The organism is Paenibacillus sp. MB22_1 (genome assembly GCF_047200555.1).
Taxonomy (GTDB): Bacteria; Bacillota; Bacilli; order Paenibacillales; family Paenibacillaceae; genus Fontibacillus; species Fontibacillus phoenicis.
Window position 1 is genome coordinate 1,705,343 of the sequence record NZ_JBLADV010000001.1, and the last position, 25,740, is coordinate 1,731,082.

Below are 25,740 nucleotides of genomic sequence, written 5' to 3' on the forward strand. Positions count from 1 at the left end.
CTACACCTTCCATCGCTAGGTTAATCCACCGTACCGCCGCGTGCGGCGTTGATACTCCGCCACCGCTTGAACCAAATGCTCCTTGCTGAAATCAGGCCAGAAAATATCCGTGAACCAAAGCTCACTATACGCCGTTTGCCATAACATAAAATTACTTAATCGCAGTTCTCCGCTCGTCCGAATCAGCAAATCCGGATCAGGCAACCCGGCGGACAACAGCCGGGATTCAATCGTATCCGGCGTAATGTCCTCCACCGACAGCTCCCCGGATTGTACAGCCTTCGCGATACCCTTGACGCTTTCCGTAATTTCGCGACGGCTGCCGTAATTCAAAGCAAAATTCAAGATCAAGCCGGTATTGTGCTTCGTCCGCTCAATCGCTTCCTCCATTGCCGCAATCGTATGCGCGGGCAGCTCATCCGTATGTCCCATCATGCGAACCTGGACGTTCTTTTCAACCAATTCATCCAGCTCGATCGCCAGAAACTCCTGCGGAAGCGACATCAAATAGTCCACTTCATCCTTCGGCCGTTTCCAATTTTCCGTTGAGAAAGCATACAGCGTCAAAATGGAAATGCCAAGTTCGTCGGCAGCGATCGTCGCCCGCTTGACGGCTTTCATCCCCGATCGATGGCCGACGATTCGCGGCATACCAAGCCTGCGCGCCCATCTTCCGTTCCCGTCCATAATAATCGCAACATGTTTCGGGATATTGTCCGGGGACAGGCTGACGGATGCCCCAGGATTTTTCTTTTTCCGCCAAGGTTGAAATAACTTGATCATTCCTTTTCCTCCAGCCGATGATGAAAAAGAGACAAAACCCCACCGTAATAGGAGGGGCCGCTTTTTGTCTCTTAGACTTCCATGATCTCTTTTTCTTTCGCAGCGAGGACCTTATCCACTTCCGCGATAAATTTATCCGTTGTTTTCTGAATGTCTTCCTGATGCCGGCGCGATTCATCCTCGGAAATGTCGGTTTTCTCCAGCTTCTTGATGTCGTCGTTCGCATCGCGGCGAATGTTGCGGATCGCCACCTTTGCTTCCTCACCAAATTTCTTCGTCATCTTCACGAGCTCGATCCGACGTTCTTCCGTTAAGGCTGGAATCGTCAAGCGAATGGACGAACCATCGTTTGCAGGCGTTAATCCGAGATCCGATTTTTGAATCGCCCGCTCAATTTCCGATAGCGACGATTTGTCCCAAGGCTGGATCAGCAACGTCCGGGAATCCGGCGTGTTGATATTGGCCAACTGGTTGATTGGCGTCGGCGAACCGTAATAATCAACCTGAATGCGATCAAGCAGCGAAGGCGTAGCTCTACCGGCGCGCAGCGTCGAAAGATCTCTTCTCAGCGCCTGAATCGCTTTCTCCATGCGTTCTTCGGCATGTTTCTTAATCGTTTGCGGCATTAATCTACACTCCCTTTGACGATCGTCCCGATTTTTTCACCGAGCACGACGCGTTTAATGTTCCCTTGTTCAGTAATCGCAAAAACAATCAACGGAATATCATTGTCCATGCACAGCGAGGACGCCGTAGAATCCATGACACCAAGGTTCTTGTTCAGCACATCCAAATACGTGAGAGATTCGTACTTCACCGCGTTTGGATCTACAAACGGATCTGCGGAGTAGACGCCATCCACCTTGTTCTTCGCCATCAGGATGACTTCCGCCTCAATTTCAGCCGCGCGCAGCGCTGCTGTAGTGTCCGTGGAAAAGAACGGATTGCCCGTACCCGCCGCGAAAATCACAACCCGACCCTTCTCCAAGTGGCGGATCGCCCGACGCCGGATATAAGGTTCGGCAATTTGCTGCATCGCAATCGAGGTTTGCACCCGGGTTGGCACCTCGATTTGCTCCAGCGCGTCCTGCAGTGCCAGGGAATTCATCACGGTCGCGAGCATTCCCATATAATCCGCCGTTGCGCGGTCGATCCCTTTGGCACTCCCGGCAATCCCGCGCCAAATGTTGCCGCCGCCGCATACGATGGCGACCTGTACGCCCAGCTCTACGACTTCCTTCACCTGTTGGGCAATGGATGCGATCGTATCGGCGTCGATGCCGTAACCATTTTGACCGGCTAATGACTCCCCGCTAACCTTTAAGACAACACGTTTAAACACTGGCTGTTCCAAATGTATACCTCCACATCGAACTCTTTCGCGGGTTAAAAAAGAAGGAACACGGCGTGTTCCAACTTTCCTTCACATGTATGTGAGATGGTTTGCTTATTTGTTCACTTGAGACATAACTTCTTCTACGAAGTTGTCCACTTTCTTTTCCAGACCTTCGCCAAGCTCGTAGCGAACAAAACGACGAATGGAGATGTTTTCACCGATCGTGCTGATTTTTTCTTTCAGCAATTGCTCAATCGTTTTGTCTGGGTCTTTAACGAAAGCTTGTTCCATCAAGCAGAACTCTTCGTAGTATTTGCCGATGCGGCCTTCGACCATTTTTTCAACGATTTTTTCCGGTTTGCCTTCGTTCAGCGCTTGAGCTTTCAGAATTTCCTTCTCTTTCTCGATTTCCTCTTGCGGAACTTCTTCACGGCGTACGTAGCGAGGGCTCATCGCAGCGATATGCATCGCAACGTCGCGTGCAAATTCTTTGAACTGTTCGTTCTTCGCAACGAAGTCCGTTTCCGTGTTGATCTCAACCAGAACGCCGATACGGCCGCCTGCGTGGATATAAGATTCAACAACGCCTTCTGTCGCGATCCGGCCAGCTTTATTTGCTGCAGCAGCCAGGCCTTTTTCACGCAAGATTTCAACAGCTTTCGTCATATCGCCGTTGGATTCTTCCAACGCCTTTTTGCAGTCCAGCATTCCCGCGCCGGTTTTTTCACGTAGTTCTTTGACCGATTTTGCATCAACAGCCATGTTTAATTCCCTCCATATCGATATATAGGGGATACCCCCTGTAACTGTGAAGGCATAAAACCAACTGCAGATTGAATAAGATCGTACTGCAGAAGATTCTATCCCGTCCTTTCCCTTTAAAAAAAGGGTAGTGAGAGGTTTGACACCTACCAACCACCCTTTTCATTTAATTTATCGATTTAGCGTATGGCCAAAGCCATTAAGCCGTCGTTTGTTCGCCTTGATGAGCTTCGATCACGGCATCCGCCATTTTACCCGTCAACAGTTTTACGGCGCGGATCGCGTCGTCGTTACCCGGAATGACGTAGTCGATTTCGTCCGGATCGCAGTTCGTGTCGACGATACCCACAATCGGGATACCCAATTTGCGAGCTTCGGCAACTGCGATACGTTCTTTGCGAGGATCGATAACGAACAGAGCGCTTGGCAAGCTCTTCATGTTCTTGATCCCGCCCAGGAATTTCTCAAGACGTTCTTTCTCTTTGCGAAGAATGATAACTTCTTTCTTCGGCAATACGGAGAACGTGCCGTCTTCTTCCCAAGTTTCGAGTTGTTTCAAACGTTCGATCCGTTTTTGGATCGTTTGGAAGTTCGTCAGCGTACCGCCCAGCCAACGTTGGTTAATGTAGAATTGACCAGCGCGCTCAGCTTCTTCTTTTACAGAATCTTGAGCTTGTTTCTTCGTGCCCACGAACAGAATGGTGCCATTCTCTTCAGCAATGCGTTTTACGAAGTTATAAGCTTCTTCCACTTTCTTGACCGTTTTTTGCAGGTCAATGATGTAAATACCGTTTCTTTCGGTGAAGATATAACGATCCATTTTCGGATTCCAGCGACGAGTCTGGTGACCGAAATGAACACCTGCTTCAAGCAGTTGTTTCATGGAGATTACTGCCATCTTCACGCACCTCCTAGTTTGGTTTTTTTGATGCTTCCTCCGCAGGTTTCATTTCCCGCTAAGACTCCCTCTAATCGTGAGCACCCTTAGCGAAATCATCCTGCGTGCGTTATAACACCGTCAATTAATATACCATAACTAAAATAGGGATGCAACCGAAGTTTGACGCAAAATGACAGCAACATAAAAAGGCACCCGAGGTGCCTTTTTATACATCTATTCTATTTGCTCCCGGAAGCCTTTATGGAGATTTTTGAAATGATCGAATCATAACTTTCGCCAACTTGAAAAGTATAGGTGCCTGCGCGAACCTTACGGTTGATTTTCTTATTGATCGCGGATTTCAGAAACGCATCCTGATCCTCAATCACCCCAGCTTGCTCCAGGCCTTGAGCTACGCCTTCCAGCGTTGTCCCAGCAACAATCTTGTATTCCACCGTCGCTGGCTGAGGCGGGTTCGGGGAAGCGGGTTCGTTCGTTCCTCCGACCTTGGCGTCCGAAGAAGTAGATCCTTCCCCTGCTTCTGGTGCGTCCGGAGCTTCGGGAGACGCAGGTGCATCTGGCTGCTTTGGATCGGCCGGCGTTACATCACCGTTCTCGTCCTCATTCCCAGCCGAATCGGATGCTAGTCCGGAACGCTCCATCCATTCCTCTTCCGTCAACAACTCCTGATCCGCCTCCACGACCTTTAAACCGGCCAGCACAGCAGCACGTTCGATCTGTTCCTTCGAATGGAGATCATTGTTGCTGCCTTGTCCAATCAGCATGAGCTGCAGAAGCAAAGCCCCGGCGATGAGTCCGCATCCCAAACCAAGCATAAACTGGCGGTTTTTCATCATCGGGACTCCTCCTTCTTGGCCAGCTGCAGGATCAGCTGAACCTCCCCACGTTGGAAGCCCGTCGATTTGGCGATCATATCGATCGATTTCCCTTTGTCATACAACTCGAACAGTTCGGGGTATCGATCCCGAACCAGCTCTTGTTGCGGCGGCACCGGTCCATCCGGTAATGGTGTTTGTTCTGCAGACAAATGGTCGGACTCTGCGGCAGCCGCAGCCTCAAGCTGAGGCTGGATGACTTGCGGAGTCTCCTCAGGCTCTGAGGATGCATCACGAACCGCCTTCTCCTTCATGGCATTTTCCACAAGTTCAAGCCGTGCTTCCGTTTGCTTTGCGTAAGCTTCCGCATCCCCCAAACGTTGGCGCAGCTCGGCAATCTGCTCTTGCTGGGCTAACTGTTTGGATGTTAAATCCTGCTTCATCTTCGCAACCATATCGATTAATTCTTGGTTTTCATTTTCGATTTCCGCCATATACTGCTCCAAAGTGGCCTCCAGCTCCCTGGCCATTTCCGCTTTGGGTGCCGCTGCTTGGCGTCCCGGCAGCAGCAGGGCATAGACAAGTGCCGCTGCCCCAAGCAACACGATGTAAAACCAAGGCTCTCCAAATGACAATCTAATCCTCACCCTTTGCGTTCATGTGGTCTCCTCTATAAAGACAGGTCGATATGTTTGCCCTTATAAGGATGTTCCGCCTTATGCCCTTGTCCTTGTTCGTCCGGCTTGTCCTGGGAGTTGCCATGTTCCTGCTCCGACGTGAAAGAACCTTTCCCTTCGCGCTTTACCGTCGTATTATGAGCACTCTCATCTACGTTAGCGCTGCGCCGGCGCTCGATCTCGCTGTCCTTTAACCCTTGAAGCGATAACAGACCCTGGTCATGAAGAGGCCGTTGCTGCTGATCATGTTGAACACGCCCCGCCTCACTTGTCCGAGGGACTGCGATTTGCATTTCCACGGATTTCATATTCATGGGATCACCTCATGATTCAACGAAGGGAATGGATAATTCGAATATCGTTCCTTGGCATGCCAGTCCTAGATGAGAGGCGACATGGAAATATCCCCTTCGCTAAAATAGAAAGTCATTCGCGAAATGGGCTCCTTAATGTACTTGGTATATCTTCCAATGACGATTTTGGAACCGCCGTAAATCATTTTAAGGACATCAACCCGGGCTTTCCCCGTATCCTCGAGCGCCTTCTCAATCGCCAGAATGCGTTCCTTCATTAGATTCAGTTCCTGCGTGTTCGATTTCTTGGTCATATTCAGCTTCGAACGCATCTCGACCTTGTCCGGCGGCAATTTGCCCATGGAGGCCAGCTGATCAAGCAGCGTCAGCGCCTTCTCCGTCTTGTCCAAATTCGCCAACTGGTCCTTCACCTGCTGCCGCAGCTCTAACAGCTCGTTCCGCAGTTCTGGCAAGGCGCCCACTTCGATCGAGGTCGTTGTCGACATCGGGTTGCCGATAATCCGCGCAACCACTTTCTCGCCGGCCTGGATGTTCCCCCCGACGATCAAGCCCTTGGCCCCGTTACAGATGACGTCGCGGCCGGCACGAATGTTGGAGTGCATAATGCTCTGCGACACGATGACGTCTTCTCCCGCTTGGACGTTACCGTCTTGGATAAACGAGCTTTTTACATGATGTCCCGCCTTTACCAGTCCTTTGTTATATCCGATGATGCCCCCGGAAATTTCGATGGACCCGTCCGCAATCAACTCGGCTCCTTCAACCCCGCCAACGACGCGAATGTCCCCGGCAGCGCTGATGCGAAAGCCTGTCAGCACATTCCCGCGGACAACGACCGTTCCTACGAAATTGATATTTCCAACACCGTAATCGACGTCCCCGTTAATCTCATAAACCGGGAACACATTAAGCTTCCCCTTCTCCGTCCGCGTCACCAGGCCGTCGATGGCTGCATACATCGCGGTCTGTTCCGCGTTTAACACGACGTTCTTGCCGACCTTGAACCGCGCTTCTCTACCTTCGCGGCAAGGAATCGCTTCGCCCGTTACCGCCGTTCCGTTGCGGCCCGGAACAGGAGGTACCAGCTCCGCGATTAGTTGCCCTTTGCGGATATTATTAAGCCGCGTGACATCCTTCAAATCAACTTTGCCGTCTTCCGTTTCAACCGGCCGATGTTGATGATCGTCGTCAATCGAAATGGCATAGCGGATAAACCCGTTTTCCCCATGAACCGGCTCTTGTCCCATCGCGATCGGCGTTCTACTGAAAAAGTACTCCTTGGGATTCGCTGCAAATCGCTTGACGATATCCTCCTGAATCCCATACTTGATGCCTTCGCTTTGCAGGAAGTGAAGCAGTGCATCCGGCGTACAGGAAAAATCATCTTCTTTCTTTAAAAATTGCAGATAGGCCACCGTCTTATCATCGTTCAGCGTCACGCTTAAGATCTGCTTTAAATCATCCAATAGCTCCACGAAGCCGTCCCCCCTCATCATTCACTCGTTATAAAATAACCCGTCAGTCTTCAGCCAGCAATAGATCGCGCTGCTTCTCTAAGCTGCCCCGAAGGCGCAAGATCGCCTTAGAGTGCAATTGCGAAATCCGCGAGGGCGACAAAGACATGACCTCGGCGATCTCGCTCAAGGATAAATCCTCATAATATAGTAGGGAGATCACTGTACGTTCCTTCTCGGTCAACTTCTCAATCCCTTTTGCAAGGGATTCACGAAGATAGAACTCCCTAACCTTATAATCCGGGTTTTTTGCCTTTTCGTCAACGAGTAAAGTAAGACGAGTCTCCGATTCTTCTTCGCGGATGGGATCCTCCAGCGAACAAAGGGTCATGACGGCAACTTCCTGAAGCATACTTTGAAATTCCTTCTCGCTAACATTGAGATAGGAACTCATCTCAGCGTCTGTGACGGAGCGGAGATATTGCTGCTCTAGATGCTGGTAACCCTCTTCGATTTTCTTGGCTTTCTCTCTCACGGATCGGGGAACCCAGTCCCCTTGCCGCAGGCCGTCCAAAATCGCCCCCCGAACCCGCCAAGATGCATAGGTTTCGAACTGAAGTCCCCGTTTATAGTCAAACTTTTCGACCGCATCGATCAATCCCATAACACCGTTGCTGGCGAGATCGTCCTTGGATACGTTTTTGGGCAAACCGACAGCGAGACGTCCTGAAACGTAGTCGACAATGGGCAGATACTTCTCGATAAGTTGTTTCTTGGCCTCTAAATCACCGTGCTCTTTCCATCTTTCCCAAAGGTCGGCATGATTCAGAGTGGATGTCTTCCGCTCGTTCAATTGCCTTCACCCTCCTTATTGTTCTGTCAGGTGACGAACGACCTTAACCAGCTCTTCAGGATCTTTGCCGTCAGGTGTCTTCACTAATTTTGGCGGATTCAGCGGCGCAAATTGCTTCTCCGCATCCGAAGCGGCCGGAGCAGGCTTTAACAGATCATTGAGCTGCTCGCTCTCGTCTGGCGTCAGCAAATCGAGATTCGTGCCCTTGCCCTCCTCGGACGTAGGGTCAGCTTCCGGAACAGGAGCATAATCCCCCGGCATTTCCTTCAGGAACCCCAACATCCAGTTGGCCGCAAACGCCAACAGAAACCAAACGGCAAACGAAATAAGCCCTCGAACAAAGCTGGTCATGAATAAATTGTTTCCTGCCGAAACGGCAAACGTAATTAGAAAACCGATAAAGCCCGACATCAAGTAATATCTCAATTTTCCTGGCATGGCTACAATTCCTTTATCCCCATTTGTACACTTCGCACATATAAGATCCCCGTCATGCTGTCCAGTTCGATCGTTCGGCCGTAATTGCCGCCCGTATCCTCCGCCAGCAATGGGATGCCGAGTTCAGACAGCTGTTGCTTGCAAGACTCCACATTACGTGGACCAATCCGCATCGTGTCGTTGCTGCCGGCAAAGGTAAACATTTGTGAACCGCCGGCCATCTTAGCAACTAGGCGGCTTGGCGCTGCTCCAAGGTCCAGCAGCTTCCGGTAGAGGGCCGGAATGGCTGTATCAGCATACTTGGCGATATTCAGCGCCCCTTCCCGGGCAATGTCCGAGGAAGGCAACATCACGTGCGCAAGACCGGCAATTTTAAGCTGCAGGTCGTATAAGGTCAATCCTACACAGGAGCCTAGGCCCGTTGTCCGTATCAATCCCTGCTGAGTAATGACATTCAACTCGGCCATGCCTACCTTGACGACATACTGCTCATCGATCATGATCAATCGGTACTCCAAGCGCTGCAAAGATTTTGGCGAATGAATCCGGATCCGGAATGAGGAAGAACTGACCTTCCACCTCATCTTGGCCTTCAATAAATTTCGTATCGATCAGTAGGGCGGAATCCCCCATTTCGCCAAACTGCAGGAGTCCGTAACTCAAGATCGCACCCGCCATGTCCAGAGCTAAAGCAGGTACGGTAGGCGACATTTGCAGGGAGGTGAAATCGGCCAACGATGACAAATACGAACCGGCCAAAATATTTCCGATTTCCGATAACGCCGACCACCCCATCTCAGAGAAGGTTCCACCATCATCCACCGTGATACCGGCCAAACGAGTCAGCAGCTTCTTCGCGGCTTCCGGGCTTAGGATGAAAAACAGATTGCCCGGCGCATCCCCTTCCACACGGAAGAATACGGCCAGCACCAAGTTTTCCGCGCCGCCGACACGATCCGCAATCGCTTCAAACGGGAGCATCTGAACCATAGGAACGGCCATATCGATCGGCTTGTCCAGCAGCTTGGACAACGCCGTAGCGGCATTTCCCGCGCCGATATTGCCGACCTCCTTCAAAATGTCTATTTTGAAGTCTTCGAACCCTCTGAACAAATCCACGGCGTTAGCCCTCTAAGCTTTCTAATTGAATGATTTCCTTACGGCTAAGCACTTCCGACAAATTCAGCATGACCAGCAGCCGTTCCTCGGAAATTCGGGCTACCCCGTGAAGATATTTAGCTTTGATGCCGCCAACGACATCCGGCGGCGAGTCGATCAAATCGGTATTCAGGTCGATGACATCATTGGCAGAGTCAACGATGAAGCCTACCTGCATTTCGTTAGCCGAGACAATAATGATCCGGGTCTGATCCGTGTATTCGGTCTCCGGCAGTCCAAAGCGGCCGCGCAAATCGATCACCGGAATGACGACGCCGCGCAGATTAATCACGCCTTTCACAAATGAATAGGTTTTGGGAACGCGCGTGATGGGCATCATGCGTTCGATCGTTTGGACCTTGTCCACGTCGATGCCGTATTCTTCATGCCCTAACTTAAATACGATAACTTTTAATTCCTCTCCCATGTGGAAACCCTCCCTTAGAGTGTATAACTGACCTTATTTAATGAAGGCGTTCGGATCGATGATGAGCGCAACCTGACCATCGCCCAGAATCGTTGCACCGGCAACCCCTTGAATCGATGGCAGATATTTGCCCAGGTTTTTAATCACGATTTCGCTTTGGCCAATGAAATCCTCGATCGCTAACGCAGCTAACCGATCACCTTTGCGGATCACGACGATTTCCGTTTCCTCTTCATCACTCTCGGAGAAGCCCGGAATGTCAAACAACTTCGCGAGCGACATGAAAGGAATATGGGTATCGCGGTAAGCGACCATCGTATAACCGTGCACTTCCCGAATCTGGTCGCGCCGGATTAAGCCGGTTTCGACGATGGAGGACAGCGGAATCGCATATTTTTCTTCCCCGACCTTAATGAGCATGGCCGAAATAATCGACAAGGTCAGCGGAAGCTGTACGGAAAACTTCGTACCGACGCCCAGCTTCGATTCTACCGATACTGCGCCGCTTAAGGATTCGATTTTGGATTTGACGACGTCAAGTCCAACCCCGCGTCCGGAAATATCGGAGATGACCTCGGCTGTACTAAAGCCCGGAGCAAACAAGAGCATGTACACCTGCTCGTCCGTCATCGAGGCGGCTTCGCTCTCTTTGATGATGCCGTTTTTGAGCGCTCTTTGCAGTACTTTATTGCGGTCAATGCCGTGTCCGTCATCCTCGATTTCGATAAACACATGATTACCGCTATGGAAAGCCCGCAGCTGAATTGTCCCGGCTTCCGGTTTACCTGCGGCAATCCGTTCGGCCGTGGATTCTACCCCATGGTCAACGGCATTCCGAAGCAGATGCACTAAGGGATCCCCGATTTCGTCGATGACTGTGCGATCGAGTTCCGTTTCCGCACCCACGATGTTCAGATCGATTTTCTTGTCGAGCGATTTCGCTAGATCGCGAACCATCCGCGGGAAGCGGTTGAACACGGTATCGACTGGAACCATCCGCAGCTTCAGCACAATGTTCTGCAAATCGCTGCCGACACGGCTCATATGCTCAACCGTTTCAGTTAAGTCGCTTCGTTTGACTTCGGTAGCCAGCTGCTCCAAGCGAGCACGGTCAATCAACAATTCGCTGAGCAGATTCATGAGCACGTCCAGCCGGTCGATATCTACCCGAATTGTACGGGCAGGAGCGGAGGCACCTCCAGCTGGGCGAGCATTTGCTTTTGCTTCAGGTGCTGCAGCTGGTTTAGCTGGAGCGGATTGGGCTTTGGTCTGAGCTGGAGCAGGAGCTGGCGCTGCAGCTTCGGCTGCCGCAGCTGCCTCCTTCGAACCGGCATTCAGTTGTGCCAAAGTTTCATGATCCAGCGCTGCAACTTGTGCCGTATCGATTTCCGACAGATTCATAATCATGCTTTGAATCTCGGCAGAATCTTTTTGAGTTATGTAATAAAGGGAAAAGCTTCGATCAAATTTCTCTTGCTCAATATCCTGTACAGATGGCGAAGACTTCACGATTTCCCCGAATCGTTCCAGGAGATCAAAGACGAGGTAGGCGCGTGCTGCTTTCAGTTGACAATCCTCTCGGATCGCCACTTCAATGTACAACACTTTATGTCCTTCCGTGATGGACTGCTCCAAGACGGAAAATTGATATTGATCCAGTTGGATGGCCGATGCACTGTTCTCCGCGGATCCACCTGCTGCCGGCTTGCTTGCCGCCGCGCTTCCGCCTTCCGCAAAATCCCCGCGTACGATGGACTGCAGCGCGTCAACGATTTCGCTGACGTCCGCTTTCCCTTCGCCGCCTTGGGTAATGTCCTGCACCATCATTTGCAGCGCATCCAAGCTCTTAAACAGAGTGTCGAAGATAAACTCCTGCATTTTCAGCTTCTCGTTCCGGACGAGGTCCAGCACGTTCTCCATCTGGTGCGTGAGCGAAGACAAATCCTCGAACCCCATCGTCGCTGCCATCCCCTTCAGCGTATGCGCCGATCGGAAGATGACTTGAACGATGCTGATGTCCTCAGGGTTGTTTTCCAGCTCCAACATTTTTTCGTTTAATGATTGCAAATGATCGTTCGACTCATCGATAAACATGGATAAATACTGATTCATGTCCATGGTGAGGCACCTCCTCCAAGAGATTCCGTTAATAACTCATTTTCGTGGTGAGCTAAAAAAAGGGTTAGGATCTTTACAAGCTGGCTTTTTTAGCTACTTCTTGTACAAGCTTAGGGCCAATCTCGTATAGCGGTAATACATGGCTGACGCATTTCAGTTCGATTGCCGAGCGCGGCATACCGAATACGACGCACGTCTCTTCGCTCTCGGCAATGGTGGAAGTCACGCCAGCGTCATAAAGCCGCTTCATGACTTTCGCCCCGTCGCTGCCCATCCCCGTTAGCAGTACAACATGACGTTTCAGTGCTTGCAGCGGGAGCAGCGATTCATACAAGACGTCCACCGAAGGTCGATGTCCGTTACAAGGCTTGTCGGTCGTCAAATGGACGCGATAACCGCCTGTCGGACTTGGTACGACATTCATATGGAAACCTCCCGGAGCAATGTATGCCGTCCCACTTTGCAGCTCCTGGCCTTGCTCTGCCTCAACGACGTTGAGTTCGCATAAGCTGTTTAACCGCTGAGCGAGCGACTTGGTAAAGTTTGGCGGCATATGCTGCACGATGACGATTGGCGCCGGAAAGTCCCCGGGGATTTTCTCCAAGACGGCTTTGAGCGCCTTGGGCCCCCCGGTTGAAGTACCGATCGCAACGAGATCGGTGAACTCCCCCGCAGGGCGTCCGGAACGGGGACGCCCTCTGCTGGCATCGCCGCTCGTCTTCTCCCGAGCGGCGGCCACTTCCGCCGCCGCCGGCTCACGCCTTGGCGGCGATGCGGGCTTGGCCGGCGGGGCGGCATGTGCTGTGCCGCCGCCAAGCCCAGGCGCGGGCCGCGCTGCAGGCCGCGCGCGCTCCGCCGGCGCCTTCGCCGGGCGCCGGCCCTGGCCGTCCCGGCCGCTGCTCGGCGCGGCCGGGTTCGCTGCGGGCGGCCTCGTCGTCAGACGAGGCGAGCCCGCGAGCGGCGCGCGCGCAGCGGCGGTGCCGCCGGTAGGCGCCGCCGGCTTCCGCGCCGGCGGCTTTGGCGCGGTAACGCCTGCCTGTGGCGGCTTGCCGGACGCGGGCAGCACCGGCGCGCTGCGGAGTTGCGCCGCCGTCCAGGCATCGCGCCGCTCCTTCGCCTGCATCGCGGCGCGCATCTGCTCGCGCAGCTCGCGGCCGACCTGCTCGATGTCATGCTCGCTGGTGGTGGCCGATGGCTTGCGGATGAAATCGAAGGCTCCAAGCTCCAGTGCCATGATCGTCTCCCGCATGCCTTGTTCATTGATGCCCGATAACATAATGACCGGCAACGGATGTTCCTTCATGATGACCTTGAGCGCGTCCAGACCGTTCATTTCCGGCATTTCCACGTCCATCGTCACCAAATCCGGTTGGACCTGTGCGATTTGCTCGATGGCTTCACGTCCGTTCTTGGCCGTTGCTGAGACCTGAAAAGCCTCGTCCTGTTCAATCAGGTCCGAGATAATCTTACGCATAAACGCCGAATCGTCTACCACCATCACTCGATAAGACATCAACGTTCCACTCCTGTCCTTTACGAAGAATCATTTCGCCAGTTTTAACCATTTCTGCATAAATCCCTTGATTCCCGATAAAGTATCCTTCGGCTTGGTTTGCGGAACATTCAGATAAGCCAACGCCAATCGCTGAATATCGCGCGTTGCCGAGCAACCGGGGAAAGCGATGGAGAAAGGAACCTGCCTCTTGACCGCCTGCATCACATGCGGATCGTCGTTGAGATAGCCCAATACGGGGATTTCCATATCGAGGAAACGGCTGGCGACCAACGAAATTTTATCGGCAACCTGCTTCGCCTCAAGCTCCCCGGAGACCCGGTTAACGACTAATCGGAACGGCAAATTAGGATCCATTCCATGAACAACCTTGATCAAGGCATACGCGTCTGTGATCGAGGTCGGCTCCGGTGTCGTGACAACTAGACACTCATCAGCAGCGGTGATGAACTTGAGGGTTTCCTTCGATAAACCGGCACCTGTATCGAAAAGGATGAAGTCCATCTCCTCGGAAATCATCTCGATCTGCGAGGTGAAGTAATTCAGATCCCCTTCGGACAGGGTGAACAGTTCGGCGAGCCCGGAGCCGCCCGCAATAAAGGGTAATGCATGCGTGCCCAGCTCCACGATTTCCGTAATGCTCTTTTCTCCCTTCAGGAGATGGTACAAGTTATATCTCGGCCTGATGCCCATTAACACATCGATATTTGCCATACCGATATCCGCATCAAAGATCAGTACTTTGCGTCCAAGCGACTTTAATGCTAAAGCAAAATTCAGCGTGAAGTTGGATTTGCCTACGCCGCCCTTGCCGCTGCTAATCGTCACAATCCGGGCAGAACTCTTACGAATCGTTGCCCCCGTTACCTCTCGTTGCGAAGATACCAATTGTCTGAGTGCTTGGGCCTGGTCATTCATGGCTTCCGCTCTCCCAGCAGTATATCAACCATTAACTTGGCGTCGGCCTGCAACAGGTCATCAGGTACATTTTGACCATTGGTCAGGAAAGACACCTTAAGCGGGTACTCGTTTAACAGATTAAAGATCGCGCCGGTTGTTTCCGTTTCATCCAGCTTCGTAAAAATCAATTTATCCAAGTTATATTTGCTAAAGTGCTCGGTAATCCGTTTCATGTCCTGCACTTTGGAGGTCAAGCTAAGGACCAAGTACGTCTCGCTGACATCCGAAGGAGCAAGTAAGCTGTGCAGCTCCGCCACAAACAGCTCATTTAGATAGTTCCTTCCGGCCGTATCCATCAGGATCAAGTCACAGTGCTCTAACCGTTGCATAGCCCGTTGTACATCGCCAGGGGACTGAACTACCTCCAAAGGTACGTTCAAGATAGTTGCGTAAGTCCGCAGCTGCTCTATGGCCGAAATTCGATAAGTGTCCGCCGTGATGAACCCTACCTTTTTGTGCAACCGGAAAATTTGATCCGCCGCAAGCTTGGCAATGGTTGTCGTCTTCCCAACCCCGGTCGGTCCGGCAATATATACGATCTTTGTCTGATCGCCGATCCCCGCATCAATTCGGTGATCTAGGAAGCTGGTAACGATGGTCTGAAGCCTAGCCTGCATGTCGTCATCGCTTAAAGTCTTGCCAGAGCTTAACCAGGCTTCGTAGATTTCTTCTACCCATTGATTGGCAAGCTCAAAGTCCAATTCTTGGCTCATCAGCTGCTGCTGGATCGCATGCAACCCCGGCGGGAATTCGCGGCTATCGGCTTGCTTCTTCGCCAGCTCGCTGAGCCACATCTTCATTTGCCGAATCTCTTCAAGCAAGCGCTCTTCTTTGTCGGAGTTAGCGCTCCCTACTGTAGTCTTGGTCAAGAGTTGCTCGGAATCTGCCGCTCGTGCGATCGCCGCCTCCAATCGAGCTGAAGCCACTGAAGCACCGCTGGAAGTGGGTTCAATGGAGGTCTGATGTATTCCCATCTCCGTCACGGGCGACTGCGCCACTGGCGGCATAACCGCGGTGATGATCGGCTCCTCCCGCTCCTGAACGCCAATGGCCGTGAGAACGGGGGACGCAGACCCAGCCTGCGGCGAGGCAGCAGGCTGGGCTAACTGCGACGTTTTGCGGTATGCCTCCGGCACGGCTTGGCGTGCAACAGGAGCCGGAACCGACGGCTGTGCCGGCAGAAGCGGTTTGGCTTTAGGTGCCGGTGCCGCCTTCTCCTCCGTCGCAGCAATCACTTCAATCTTCTTTTTCTGGAACATGCCGAGGAAACCGCCGAGCTTTACTTCCTTCGTACTCAAGATAACCGCATCCGAACCCAGCTCATTGCGAATTTTCAACATGGCGTCAGGCATCGTGTCGACGATATATCGTTTTACTCTCATAAATTCACCACCCCGACACTTTGAATTTCAACATTGGGTTCCAACTCGCTGTAAGATAACACCGGAATATCCTGCATGCTGCGCTCAATGATTTGCCGCAAATACATCCGGATCGTTGGCGAGGTGAGCAGGATCGGTTGATGGCCCGTTTGGACCAAGCGGTTGATTTGCTCCGTCAGCTTCTGGAAGACCGTCTGCGTTGAAGCTGGATCCAGTGCCAGATAGCTGCCTTGTTCGGTCTGCTGCACACTCTCGGCGATTTTCTTCTCCAGGTTAGGTCCCACAGTGATTACGCGCATCGTTTCACCTGGTTGGGTATATTGCTGCGTAATTTGTCGGGATAACGCTTGTCTGACGTATTCGGTGAGCACATCCGGATCCTTGGTATAGGTTCCGTAATCCGCCAGCGTCTCGAAAATGGTCACCATATCTCGAATCGAGATTTTCTCTTTAAGCAATTTGGCCAGCACCTTCTGGACGTCACCAATCGACAACACAGACGGAATTAATTCGTCGACAAGAACCGCGTAATTCTCCTTGAGGTTGTCGACCAGGACTTTCGTCTCTTGACGGCCCAGCAGCTCATGCGCATGCTTCTTAATCAGCTCCGTCAAATGCGTTGCCACGACAGACGGCGGATCAACTACGGTATAGCCCGCCAGTTCCGCCCGATCCTTGGTCGCTTCATCGATCCAAAGGGCCGGTAAACCAAACGCAGGTTCGCGGGTCTCAATACCTGTAATCGTGTCGTCATCCATCCCTGGACTCATGGCTAAATAGTGATTAAGTAATAATTCACCACCGCCTACGACATTTCCTTTTATTTTGATGACATATTCATTCGGTTTTAGTTGAATATTGTCGCGAATGCGAATGACGGGAACAACCAGTCCAAGTTCAAGCGCACATTGACGCCGGATCATGATGATCCGGTCCAGCAAATCCCCGCCTTGCCCCGTATCGGCAAGAGGAATCAGCCCGTAACCGAATTCGAATTCGATCGGATCCACCTGAAGCAGGTTGATGACGCTCTCGGGGCTGCGAACTTCTTCGATTTGCTGCTCCTCCTCCTGTTGCTCCTGCTCGATTTGCCGCCGGTCCATATTTTTCTGCATCTTAATCGCGGCAAAGACCATTAATCCGGCGAACGGATAAGTTGTCCAAATACCGATCGGCGTAAAGGTGCCAAGTAGGGCGATCGTCCCAGCTACTACGAATAACAGCTTCGGATAGGTGAACAGCTGCCCCGTAATATCGTCTGCCAGATTGCCTTCCGAGGAGGCGCGGGTTACGATCAGGCCGGCTGCGGTAGAAATCAGCAATGCCGGAATCTGACTGACCAAGCCGTCCCCGATCGTCAGCAGCGAATAAGTCGAAAGGGCATCGTTAAAGCTCATGCCATGGATCGTCATCCCGATAATAAAGCCCCCGATCAGGTTGATCAGGAGGATAATGATACTCGCGATGGCATCCCCTTTTACAAATTTACTCGCACCATCCATGGCGCCGTAGAAATCGGCTTCCCGTTCAATCTTATTACGGCGCTCACGGGCTTGCTGCTCATTAATGAGGCCGGCATTGAGGTCGGCATCGATACTCATCTGTTTCCCTGGCATCGCGTCGAGGGTAAACCGTGCAGCAACCTCAGCTACACGTTCCGAGCCTTTGGTAATGACGATAAACTGAACGACCACGAGAATCAGGAAGACGACAAAACCGACAACGGGCTCTCCATGTGAAACCCATGATCCGAATGTAGCCACCACGTGGCCGGCTTTGGCCTGTCCCAGAATCAGCTTGGTCGTCGATACATTTAACGCCAAACGAAATAAGGTCGTCACGAGCAGCATGGCTGGAAAGATGGAGAACTGCAAGGCCTCCTTGGTGTTCATCGCAACGAGCAAAATGATCAGTGCGAGGGAAATATTGATGATCAACAAAATATCCAGCAGCCAAGTCGGGATCGGAACGATCATCAGCAAGACGATGCCAATTATGCCAACAAGAATAAATAAATCTTTAAATTTCTTCACGTAAGTTCCCCTCCGATCCCATTATGATTTGGGTCTGCCTTTGATTCGATATACGTAAGCCAGCACTTCGGCAACGGCTTGGAACAAATCCGCGGGGATCGTATCCCCGATTTCGGTTCGTTGAAATAACGCCCGTGCCAGCGGCTTATTTTCCATCGTAATTACGCCATGTTCTTTGGCGATTTCCTTAATGCGGAGCGCCACATAGTCCTGCCCTTTGGCGATGACCTGCGGGGCATCCATTTTGGATCCGTCGTACTTCAGAGCGACCGCAAAGTGGGTCGGGTTGGTGATAATTACATCGGCTTTCGGCACTTCCTGCATCATCCGCTGCAGGGCCATCCGCCGCTGCCGTTCCCGAATTTTCCCCTTGATGAGCGGATCGCCTTCCATTTTCTTATATTCATCTTTGATATCCTGCTTGGACATCTTCAGATTCTTCTCATGTTCATAACGCTGGTACATGTAATCCAGCACCGCAAGTACGATTAAGGCGGCTGCGATTTTGAATCCCAAATTCATCGTTAACTGGGCGGTAAAATGAAACGTATCATCCACCGATAAATGCCCCAATGCGGACAAGCTCCCGCGGTACCCCCAAATCGTGGAGTAGACGAGATACCCGATAATCAGCAGCTTAAATAGCGTTTTGACAAATTGAACCAACGAGCGCATGGAAAAGATGTTTTTAAACCCTTTGATCGGATCCAGCTTACTGAACTTGATTTTAAGCGGTTCTCCGACCAACATGAAACCGATCTGCGCATAGTTGGCAACAACAGCCACGACGATGACAACCAAGAAGATTGGAGCCAGCAGCAGCAACACCTGCACTGCGTACTCCCCCATCATCGCCATCACGTTCGTTTTCGTTACTTCCATGGACAGGCGATGATAAAACACATCGACAAACAGACTGATCAACCGCTCCTTGAAATAACCAGCGAATGCGGTCAAGCATAGGAACCCGGCGATTAATAACAAGGCCCCGGTCAGTTCCTGGCTCTTGGCGACTTGACCTTTCTTCCGGGCCTCCTGACGTTTCTTCGGAGTCGCTTTTTCCGTCTTTTCGCCGGCGAACAGCTGCAGATCAAGCGAATACCGATATGACATAGCGATCCTCCATCCTACTGCGGCCTTTGTCCAAGCGTTCCGAGCAGATCATGCAGCGCGCGGAACAACACCTCGAACAAAGCTTGAAACGCAACGATAAAGCCCGGCACAAGCACCAACAGCACAAGTAACCCCACGATGATTTTGACCGGAATCCCGATAACAAAAATATTGAATTGCGGTGCAGTCCGAGCCAAGAATCCGAGCGCTACGTCGGTGACAAACAAAGCCACCACCAGCGGAGCTGACATTTGAAATGCCAGCATAAACGCCTGACTGAAGGTTTGAATTAGAAATTCGGCCACATTCCCGTTATAAATTTGTTGGAACACTTGATTGGATAACGGGATCCAGTTGTAGCTCCGCAGGACCGCATCCAGCAAATAGTGATGGCCGTTCATGCTGAGGAAGATCAATGTGGCGATAATATACTTGAGGTTCCCCAAAACGGGCGCCGATGCTCCGGTCATGGGGTCGATCACATTCGCGATCCCAAAACCGATTTGAATGTCGATAAACGAGCCCGCCATCTGGATGACGGAGAAGATCAGATTGGCCACATATCCCATCAGCAGACCTACCAGCACCTCACGTAGAATCACCAATATGTATCCCAAATCGTTTGGTATCGCCTGATTTGGACCAATGGTCAACAGAATGACAACCGCGATGATGCCGGAAAAACCAACCTTAAACGTATTCGGCACCGATCGGGATGAAAATATGGGCGAAACTACAAAAAAGGCTGTCATTCGACAAAAAATAAGCATAAAAATAGAAATTCCGTGCAGTATCGTATCCATATCTTCGGCAACCTAACCGATATAACTAGATAGGTTATTTAGAATTCCGTAGGTGAAGTCAACCAGCGTCGTCAAAATCCAAGGACCAAACAACAGCAACGCTAGTAAAACAGCAACAATTTTGGGAACGAAGGCAAGCGTCTGCTCCTGAATTTGCGTTGTCGCTTGAAAGATACTTACCAAGAGCCCCACCACGAGAGCGATCACCAGCATCGGTGCGCTGACCTTCAACACGGTATACACGGCTTGTCCGGCCAAACCGATAATAAATTCCGAACTCATACACCGTTTTCTCCTTCCCTGAACCTGAACCTATCCTCTATGTGTTAAAGCTGACTAACAGTGATTTGACGATCAGATACCAACCATCTACCAGCACGAATAGCAAGATCTTGAACGGCAGTGAGATCATGACCGGCGGCAGCATCATCATCCCCATGGCCATCAGCACGCTGGAGACAACGATATCTATAATCAAAAAAGGAATAAATATCATAAAGCCCATTTGAAATGCCGTCTTGAGTTCACTGATCGCAAAAGCAGGCACCATCACCGAAAGCGGGATGTCCTCATAGCTCTTCGGCTTTTCCATTTTGGTATAACCCATGAACAGCTGAAGATCTTTGGTTCTCGTATGCGAGTACATGAATTTCTTCATGGGAACCGCCGCCTTGTCCAACGCTTCAGTCTGGGTGATTTCTCCCTTGATATAAGGCTGTACTGCCACCTCATTAATTGTGGAGAGCGTTGGGCTCATGATGAATAACGTTAAGAACAAAGCTAAGCCAATCAATACCTGGTTTGGCGGCATTTGTTGCGTCCCTAACGAACTGCGGACAAACCCCAGCACCACGACAATACGGGTAAAGCTGGTCATCAGCACCAATATTGCCGGCGCGATACTGAGTACCGTAATCATTAAGAGAATCGACAACGAAGTGGTACCTGATGCCCCGCCCGAATCCGAATTACCGATTTGAATGCCAATGCTCGGAATCGGGTCAACGGGTTCGGCCGATGCTACGGAGACTGCGAGTATGCTCCATATCGTCAGCAACAAGCCGACAATTAACAATTTTCTCTTCATGACTCCCTCGACCGATCTATAGATTGTTCTTCCGGATCCTGCAAGAGTTCTTCCATTTGCCGTTTCCGGTCCGGCATCTTCCGCAGCTGCGATTGAAACACCTCGTGGAAAGCGACACTGTCCAGTTCTTCTTCCTCCCGAGGCGGTTCCTTTCGAAACCGGGAGATCAAGCCGGACAAAGTCGACGACAATCCGGCAAGTTCCGCTCCTTCATTTTCGAAGGCTTGTACCAGCGAGGCTACCTCGTCCGGGTTGGATATTTTGTCTACTAACGAAATGTCCTCACCGACACCCACAAGATAGATGCTCCCCCCGAGTTCGATCACTTGCAGGGATTTGTTTGGTCCGAGGCCAACGGCTCCCAAAGTGCGAATGGCATGGCTCTGGGACAAATACCGGTTCCTTTTACCTAGAAAACGGACCAGTAATATAATTAAAGCGATTATGAGGCCAAGAACTACAATGACGGTAAACAGGTTCCCCCAAAGGTTTACGTCCGGGAGAGTATCTTGCGAGTTATTCATCGCTCAGTTTACACCCCAAGCGTTTTGTTGATCGCTTCGATAACCCGATCAGATTGGAATGGCTTCACGATGAAGTCCTTCGCACCCGCTTGAATGGCATCGATAACCATCGCTTGCTGCCCCATCGCAGAGCACATGATCACTTTCGCATTAGGATCCAGCTTCTTGATTTCTTTCAACGCTGCAATCCCGTCCATTTCCGGCATCGTAATATCCATCGTGATCAAATCCGGATGCAGCTCTTTAAATTTCTCAATCGCTTGCGCACCATCCTGTGCTTCCCCTACGACTTCAAACCCGTTTTTCGTCAAAATGTCCCGGATCATCATTCTCATAAATGCTGCGTCGTCTACGATAAGAATTCGGTTAGCCATTGATCTAAAATCCTCCCTAAACTTCTACTATTGTAATTTTTGAATGCGGTCCCACTGGCTTACGATATCCGTGACGCGTACGCCGAAGTTCTCATCGATGACGACAACCTCGCCCTTAGCAATCAGTTTGTTGTTCACCAGAATATCCACCGGTTCACCAGCAAGCTTGTCCAGTTCGATGATAGAACCTTGAGACAATTCCAGGATATCTTTAATTTGCCGTTGGGTCCTACCTAATTCTACGGTGACTTTAAGGGGTATGTCCATCAGTAAGTTTAAATTATTTTCGTCAACCTGGTTAAAAGCTGGGTTCCCCAAATTTGCAAACTGTACAGGTTGTACATTCAAATTACGCCCAGGTGCCTGTCCATAATGATGCGGTTCGCCGTACGGCTGTCCTTGAGGCGGATACCCGTATGGAGCTTGCTGCCCGTAACCATAACCCTCTTGCATCGGCGGCTGCTGCATCGGTTGGGAAGGCGCAGAAGGCTGCTGATACGTTGGGGCTTGATGCGCAGGCGATGGTGCAGGCGTTGGCGCTGGCGCAGGCGGTGCGGCCGCCGCCGCGCTTTCCTTCGCGCCGGCATTCGTTTCTGCCGTCGATCCGCTGATCAGGCTGTCCACCATCTCTTTCGCGAATTTAACGGTGAGCAGCTGCATGATGGTCGAATCGATCAAATCCCCGATGGTCAAACGGAATGAGATCTTGATAAGCGGATCAGATTCCGGCAAGCTGCTCAAGCCATTCCCGTTGGACATGTTCAGGATATCGACACCGGGCGGCGAGATATTAACGAACCGATTGAAGATCGTGGACATCGATGTCGCCGATGACCCCATCATTTGGTTCATCGCTTCCTGCACGGCACTGATATGAATCTCATTTAACTCTTCCTCTTCCGGGTTCCCTTCCCCGCCCAGCATCAAATCTGCAATCACTTGGGCATCTCTCGTCTTGATGACCAAAGAGTTCATGCCTTCAAAGCCATCCACATATTGAACGTGAATCGCAACATGCGGTTTTGGAAATTCGGACTCAAACTGGGAACGAGTGATCACGGAAACCTTCGGCGTTGTGATATCCACTTTTTTATTTAACAGCGTGGAGAGCGCCGTAGCAGCACTGCCAAACGTGATGTTCCCGATTTCCCCCAAGGCGTCCTGCTCTAGCGGAGTTAGAACGTCGTTTACCGACAGCTCTTGGGGCGTCTCTTGATTGGCTTGTTTTAATAATGCGTCTATCTCTTCCTGGGACAAGTAATCATTGCTCGTCAAGTTCCTCAACTCCTTCGCTGACAATTTCATCGATTTGGACCGCAATCCGATCCTTTACTGTACCCGGGCTGCCTATATATTTCAATCGATCGCCAACCCGGATTTGCAGTCCTTCCTGGACCGGTTTATTTAATGAGATGACGTCCCCAACGGACAATCCCAGGAATTCACGGACCGTAATCTGTGATTCGCCCAACTCCGCGATGATCGGAAGCTTAGCTTTGTTCACTCGGTTTCGCAACGCTTCAACTTCTTCTGGAGCACGCGACTTTTTCTGAGAGACAAACCAATGGTGAACCGAAAGCTTTGGCATGATCGGTTCAATTACAACATGTGGTATACAGAGGTTGATCATCCCGGAGGTATCCCCGATTTTCGTGCTTAGTGAGATCAGCGCAATCGTTTCGTTAGGCGATACGATTTGCATGAACTGAGGATTGGTTTCCAGCGCCTCCATCCGTGGATTGATGTCCACAACGGTTTTCCAAGCTTCTTGCAAGCTTTCAAAAGCCCGGCTAAAAATCCGCTCCATAATAATTGTTTCGATCTCCGTTAGCGATCCGATTTTCGAAGGAGCTGTTCCGAGACCGCCCAACAGCCGGTCCAGCATAGCAAAAGCGACGTTGGGATGCACCTCCAGCACCATTCTTCCTTCCAGCGGCTCCGCTTCAAAAATGTTCAAAATCGTCATTTTCGGAATGGAGCGGATAAACTCGTCATAAGGAAGCTGCTCGACCTGAACAACGTTAATTTGCACGAACGTGCGCAGTTGAGCCGAAAAATAGGTAGTGAGATAACGGGCAAAGTTCTCATGTATTCGGGTTAAGCTTCGAATATGATCTTTGGAAAATCTCACCGCTCTTTTGAAATCATACGAACGGATTTTCTTCTGCGTATCTTCCTTTTTCAGTTCTTCGGCGTCCATTTCACCCGACGATAACGCAGCTAGCAACGCATCAATTTCGTTCTGCGACAACACATCAACCAACCATCTCACCCCCTTAGAAAAATCCCTATTCGTTCGATATTCGTTAGATCGTCGACATGATGAAGTCAGTAATATCGATCTGAATCAATTTCCCTTCCGGCAGCGATTTGTTGATCAGGTTGAGCAATTTGGAACTCAGATTGTCTTTTCCCAATGCACCCGTCAATTCCTCCGGCTTGGTATCCGCCAACGTTTTGATAATAATCGGCTTGATTTTGTAATCCTTGATTTTGTCGAAGGTTTCCTTAGATGCTGCGCTATCCAATTGGAACGCAAAATCGATGACCACCACATAATCCGGATCGGATAAATTCGTCTTGATGTCGTCGATCGTAGATGTCACCTGGACGAGTTCGTCGGCCGACAATTTCTTCGGTGCAGCTACGCTGTCAACAGCAGCATTCACTTCGGTACCTGGTTCAGGTTTGTTCATTTGATTCACCAGTAGGAAGGCGGCCAATACGATTAATGTGATGGCAAGCAAAATCGTAATTAACCATGGCAGCATTCTTTTCATGACCATTCCTCCGTTTGTTGCACTTTAATAGTTGCTGCGTGGATGCCGATCTCCCGATAATAGTCTCGTATCATCTGGATCACATCGGCCGCCTTCTCCAGCACGATAATCCGCTTCCCTGTGACCAGGGTGACGTATGTATCCGGTGTTTCTTCCACAGTCTCGATCATGATGGCATTCAGCCACATCTGAGAACCGTTTAGGCGTGTTACTGAAATCATGATTTCCCTCCTAAGCGATCAAGGAAGCGGGGATATCCGCCGGGGAACGGCGGTTTCCCCTTCCCCGGCTACCCCTTCGCTTAACGTTTCAGATTAACAACTTCCTGAAGCACTTCATCGGAGGTCGTGATGATCCGCGAATTCGCTTGGAACCCCCGCTGCGCTACGATCATTTCGGTAAACTCGCCCGTCAGATCGACGTTGGACATTTCCAATTGGCCGACGATCAGAGCACCCGTCCCCTCTTCTGCGTTATTCGGGTTCGTATACGTCAATTCTCCGTCTGCGATGGCATTCAGAGTGACCCGATAAAGGTTACCGCCAATCTTCTCCAGCCCCTCTGGGTTGGTGACCCGAGCTACCCCGATAACCTCACCAGGGTCCGTTCCGCCGTCGGCATTTTTCAGCATCATCGTTCCATCGGAAGCGATCGTGAAGGCAGTGACCGCGTCAAAGTCGATCGGTTCAATGACATCCCCGTCGCTGTTGCACACGAGCAAACCGTCCGAAGTAACCAGTTGGCCCGCAGCATCCAGATGAAAGTCTCCCGCACGGGTCAGGAAAGGAACCTCTTGATCCGGAGTCAGCTTCACAAGGAAAAATCCGTCCCCGTCGATCCGCAGATCGAGCGGATTGTTGGTTGTCATTGCACTGCCGCCGGTATGTAATGTATCGATGGAGCCAACGGAAACCCCAAGTCCGATTTGCTTGGCGTTCACGCCGCCAGATTCACCTTCAACAGGAGCCGTAACCCCGGAGACCGTCTGGCTCATGATATCCTTAAACATAACGCGGCTGGATTTAAAGCCTACCGTATTGACGTTTGCAATATTATTGCCGATGACGTCCAGCTTGGTTTGGAAACCACGCATTCCGGATACGCCAGAATACATTGATCTTAACATTTGCTCTCA

30 protein-coding genes are annotated in these 25,740 nt (G+C 51.2%); all 30 read right to left on the reverse strand.

From position 1 onward, the window contains the following. Window positions 1–15 precede the first annotated feature (15 nt). A complete protein-coding gene (locus tag ACL02P_RS07900) occupies window positions 16–783 on the reverse strand; it encodes an isoprenyl transferase (protein WP_412837063.1) in 768 nt (255 codons plus the stop codon). A gap of 71 nt (window positions 784–854) precedes the next feature. Continuing rightward, window positions 855–1,409 carry a ribosome recycling factor gene (frr, locus tag ACL02P_RS07905; RefSeq protein WP_009223040.1) on the reverse strand — a complete coding sequence of 185 codons (555 nt, stop codon included), beginning with the start codon at window positions 1,407–1,409 and terminating at the stop codon, window positions 855–857. Continuing rightward, on the reverse strand, window positions 1,409–2,137 hold the full coding sequence (gene pyrH, locus ACL02P_RS07910; RefSeq protein ID WP_009223039.1) for a UMP kinase: 729 nt from the start codon (window positions 2,135–2,137) through the stop codon (window positions 1,409–1,411). The genes frr and pyrH overlap by 1 nt, the downstream gene beginning before the upstream one ends. A gap of 93 nt (window positions 2,138–2,230) precedes the next feature. Further along, the gene (gene tsf / locus ACL02P_RS07915; RefSeq protein ID WP_009223038.1) at window positions 2,231–2,881 is read right to left on the reverse strand and encodes a translation elongation factor Ts; all 651 of its coding nucleotides are present in this window, start codon (window positions 2,879–2,881) and stop codon (window positions 2,231–2,233) included. 199 nt (window positions 2,882–3,080) lie between these two features. Then, on the reverse strand, window positions 3,081–3,779 hold the full coding sequence (gene rpsB / locus ACL02P_RS07920) for a 30S ribosomal protein S2 (RefSeq protein ID WP_009223037.1): 699 nt from the start codon (window positions 3,777–3,779) through the stop codon (window positions 3,081–3,083). Window positions 3,780–4,000: 221 nt separating this feature from the next. Then, window positions 4,001–4,618: a hypothetical protein gene (locus ACL02P_RS07925; protein WP_323076456.1), complete on the reverse strand. Its 618-nt coding sequence runs from the start codon at window positions 4,616–4,618 to the stop codon at window positions 4,001–4,003. Beyond that, on the reverse strand, window positions 4,615–5,232 hold the full coding sequence (locus ACL02P_RS07930; RefSeq protein WP_009223035.1) for a hypothetical protein: 618 nt from the start codon (window positions 5,230–5,232) through the stop codon (window positions 4,615–4,617). The genes ACL02P_RS07925 and ACL02P_RS07930 overlap by 4 nt, the downstream gene beginning before the upstream one ends. 35 nt (window positions 5,233–5,267) lie before the next feature. Next, on the reverse strand, window positions 5,268–5,588 hold the full coding sequence (locus ACL02P_RS07935; protein ID WP_009223034.1) for a hypothetical protein: 321 nt from the start codon (window positions 5,586–5,588) through the stop codon (window positions 5,268–5,270). Between the two features lie 65 nt (window positions 5,589–5,653). Further along, a complete protein-coding gene (locus ACL02P_RS07940; RefSeq protein ID WP_009223033.1) occupies window positions 5,654–7,063 on the reverse strand; it encodes a DUF342 domain-containing protein in 1,410 nt (469 codons plus the stop codon). Between the two features lie 43 nt (window positions 7,064–7,106). Beyond that, entirely contained in the window at window positions 7,107–7,895 is a 789-nt protein-coding gene (locus tag ACL02P_RS07945; RefSeq protein WP_412837064.1) for a FliA/WhiG family RNA polymerase sigma factor, read from the reverse strand. A gap of 15 nt (window positions 7,896–7,910) precedes the next feature. After that, window positions 7,911–8,333, reverse strand: coding sequence for a hypothetical protein (locus ACL02P_RS07950; protein ID WP_036643745.1), 423 nt, complete (start codon window positions 8,331–8,333; stop codon window positions 7,911–7,913). Window positions 8,334–8,335: 2 nt separating this feature from the next. Next, window positions 8,336–8,833 carry a chemotaxis protein CheD gene (locus ACL02P_RS07955; RefSeq protein WP_009223030.1) on the reverse strand — a complete coding sequence of 166 codons (498 nt, stop codon included), beginning with the start codon at window positions 8,831–8,833 and terminating at the stop codon, window positions 8,336–8,338. After that, complete coding sequence (locus tag ACL02P_RS07960) at window positions 8,823–9,452, reverse strand: chemotaxis protein CheC (protein ID WP_009223029.1); 630 nt, start codon at window positions 9,450–9,452, stop codon at window positions 8,823–8,825. Before ACL02P_RS07960 ends, ACL02P_RS07955 begins: the two co-directional genes overlap by 11 nt. A gap of 4 nt (window positions 9,453–9,456) precedes the next feature. Beyond that, window positions 9,457–9,918 (reverse strand): chemotaxis protein CheW, encoded by a 462-nt coding sequence (locus tag ACL02P_RS07965; RefSeq protein WP_009223028.1) that lies wholly within the window; start codon window positions 9,916–9,918, stop codon window positions 9,457–9,459. Window positions 9,919–9,951: 33 nt separating this feature from the next. Beyond that, entirely contained in the window at window positions 9,952–12,036 is a 2,085-nt protein-coding gene (locus tag ACL02P_RS07970; protein ID WP_412837065.1) for a chemotaxis protein CheW, read from the reverse strand. A 73-nt stretch (window positions 12,037–12,109) separates the two neighbouring features. Then, window positions 12,110–13,552 carry a protein-glutamate methylesterase/protein-glutamine glutaminase gene (locus ACL02P_RS07975; RefSeq protein WP_412837066.1) on the reverse strand — a complete coding sequence of 481 codons (1,443 nt, stop codon included), beginning with the start codon at window positions 13,550–13,552 and terminating at the stop codon, window positions 12,110–12,112. Window positions 13,553–13,579: 27 nt separating this feature from the next. After that, window positions 13,580–14,467, reverse strand: coding sequence for a MinD/ParA family protein (locus ACL02P_RS07980; protein ID WP_085168977.1), 888 nt, complete (start codon window positions 14,465–14,467; stop codon window positions 13,580–13,582). Then, complete coding sequence (gene flhF / locus ACL02P_RS07985; RefSeq protein WP_412837067.1) at window positions 14,464–15,891, reverse strand: flagellar biosynthesis protein FlhF; 1,428 nt, start codon at window positions 15,889–15,891, stop codon at window positions 14,464–14,466. Before flhF ends, ACL02P_RS07980 begins: the two co-directional genes overlap by 4 nt. Beyond that, window positions 15,888–17,924, reverse strand: coding sequence for a flagellar biosynthesis protein FlhA (gene flhA, locus ACL02P_RS07990; protein WP_412837068.1), 2,037 nt, complete (start codon window positions 17,922–17,924; stop codon window positions 15,888–15,890). The genes flhF and flhA overlap by 4 nt, the downstream gene beginning before the upstream one ends. 21 nt (window positions 17,925–17,945) lie before the next feature. Beyond that, window positions 17,946–19,037 carry a flagellar biosynthesis protein FlhB gene (gene flhB / locus ACL02P_RS07995; protein ID WP_412837069.1) on the reverse strand — a complete coding sequence of 364 codons (1,092 nt, stop codon included), beginning with the start codon at window positions 19,035–19,037 and terminating at the stop codon, window positions 17,946–17,948. 14 nt (window positions 19,038–19,051) lie between these two features. Next, window positions 19,052–19,840, reverse strand: a complete 789-nt coding sequence (gene fliR, locus ACL02P_RS08000) for a flagellar biosynthetic protein FliR (RefSeq protein WP_323076451.1) — start codon at window positions 19,838–19,840, stop codon at window positions 19,052–19,054. Between the two features lie 12 nt (window positions 19,841–19,852). After that, window positions 19,853–20,122, reverse strand: a complete 270-nt coding sequence (gene fliQ, locus ACL02P_RS08005; RefSeq protein WP_009223019.1) for a flagellar biosynthesis protein FliQ — start codon at window positions 20,120–20,122, stop codon at window positions 19,853–19,855. A gap of 37 nt (window positions 20,123–20,159) precedes the next feature. Then, window positions 20,160–20,927, reverse strand: coding sequence for a flagellar type III secretion system pore protein FliP (fliP, locus tag ACL02P_RS08010; RefSeq protein ID WP_009223018.1), 768 nt, complete (start codon window positions 20,925–20,927; stop codon window positions 20,160–20,162). Further along, the gene (locus ACL02P_RS08015; protein WP_412837070.1) at window positions 20,924–21,451 is read right to left on the reverse strand and encodes a flagellar biosynthetic protein FliO; all 528 of its coding nucleotides are present in this window, start codon (window positions 21,449–21,451) and stop codon (window positions 20,924–20,926) included. The genes fliP and ACL02P_RS08015 overlap by 4 nt, the downstream gene beginning before the upstream one ends. Before the next feature lie 8 nt (window positions 21,452–21,459). Then, window positions 21,460–21,825: a response regulator gene (locus ACL02P_RS08020; protein ID WP_009223016.1), complete on the reverse strand. Its 366-nt coding sequence runs from the start codon at window positions 21,823–21,825 to the stop codon at window positions 21,460–21,462. A gap of 27 nt (window positions 21,826–21,852) precedes the next feature. After that, on the reverse strand, window positions 21,853–23,100 hold the full coding sequence (gene fliY / locus ACL02P_RS08025; RefSeq protein WP_412837071.1) for a flagellar motor switch phosphatase FliY: 1,248 nt from the start codon (window positions 23,098–23,100) through the stop codon (window positions 21,853–21,855). Next, window positions 23,087–24,088 (reverse strand): flagellar motor switch protein FliM, encoded by a 1,002-nt coding sequence (gene fliM / locus ACL02P_RS08030; RefSeq protein WP_016312437.1) that lies wholly within the window; start codon window positions 24,086–24,088, stop codon window positions 23,087–23,089. The genes fliY and fliM overlap by 14 nt, the downstream gene beginning before the upstream one ends. A gap of 43 nt (window positions 24,089–24,131) precedes the next feature. After that, on the reverse strand, window positions 24,132–24,605 hold the full coding sequence (locus tag ACL02P_RS08035; RefSeq protein WP_009223013.1) for a flagellar basal body-associated FliL family protein: 474 nt from the start codon (window positions 24,603–24,605) through the stop codon (window positions 24,132–24,134). Beyond that, a complete protein-coding gene (locus ACL02P_RS08040) occupies window positions 24,602–24,826 on the reverse strand; it encodes a flagellar FlbD family protein (protein ID WP_009223012.1) in 225 nt (74 codons plus the stop codon). The genes ACL02P_RS08035 and ACL02P_RS08040 overlap by 4 nt, the downstream gene beginning before the upstream one ends. An 80-nt stretch (window positions 24,827–24,906) precedes the next feature. Next, window positions 24,907–25,731, reverse strand: coding sequence for a flagellar basal body rod protein FlgG (gene flgG / locus ACL02P_RS08045; protein WP_260071515.1), 825 nt, complete (start codon window positions 25,729–25,731; stop codon window positions 24,907–24,909). Window positions 25,732–25,740 lie beyond the last annotated feature (9 nt).